Origin of the sequence: Bacteroides sp. CAG:189, from assembly GCF_000432295.1 — a bacterium.
GTDB lineage: Bacteria > Bacteroidota > Bacteroidia > Bacteroidales > Bacteroidaceae > Bacteroides > Bacteroides salyersiae.
In genome coordinates, this window is record NZ_HF991054.1 from 1 (window position 1) to 942 (window position 942).

The following is a 942-nucleotide window of genomic DNA, read 5'->3' on the forward strand; positions in this document are numbered from 1 at the left end:
CTTCCATCAAACTTTTATTTATTTTCCAGATATGCGGTTGCTTGCCCATAGCCTCACAAATGGTAGCAATCAATTCATTCGTAGACATCGCTTCATCGTCTCCCATGTGATAGATACCGCCCGGAACAGCTTTCGTCAGCAATCCTTCTATCACATAACAAAGGTTATCGATCGAAGTAAACGAACGGCGGTTCTCAAAACTGCCCAATGGCCAGGGAATACCTTTCTTCACCACATTATAAAGCAGATTCAGATTTCCCTTATTCCCAGGCCCATGAATCATGCAGGGACGGAGAATATACACTTGCCTATCCAACCCCAAACGACCGGACTGACCAACAGCACCACAAACTTCTCCTGCTCCCTTCTCAATTTTCCCTTCTCCCTTTAATATGTATTCCTCCGCCTTAATTTTACTCTCGCCGTAAGGACCTACCGGAGCAGGAACGACATCCTCCGTCAGTATATCCCCCACCACACTGTCGGCAGCAGCTTTCACTGAACTGAAGAAAATAAATTTCTTGAAAGAGGACTCTAAGAAGAAATCGAATATCTTCCGAGTCAGACCGGTATTGATATCAAAATAGGCTTGAGCCACCGATTCGTTCTTGGTATCGTGAGCTTTACCGGCAAGATGGATGATGGCGTCAAACTGAGGCAAGTGGTACAATGGGAAAGATGTTGGTTCAATATCTTTCCAAGAAAAAGTTTTCACCACACCGTCTTTCACCGGTGTAACAATATCCAAACCGTAAAGGGTGTGCCTGCCTTTCAAAGAAGAAACAAGATTGGAACCTACAAAACCATGAATGCCGGTAATCAAAATATTCATTGCGCGATATATTATTTTCCGATACAGTAATATGAAAAACCTATTTTCTGAAGTTCCTTCTTGTCATAGATATTACGCCCGTCAAAAACAACCGGTTTCTTCATCGTCTT

1 protein-coding gene is annotated in these 942 nt (G+C 43.1%); it reads right to left on the reverse strand.

All coding sequences use genetic code 11. The annotated features are described in order from the left end of the window. Positions 1–832 (reverse strand): NAD-dependent epimerase/dehydratase family protein (locus QVP90_RS07545; protein ID WP_288204053.1); only part of this gene is annotated, 832 nt, incomplete at its 3' end. Positions 833–942: the final 110 nt, after the last annotated feature.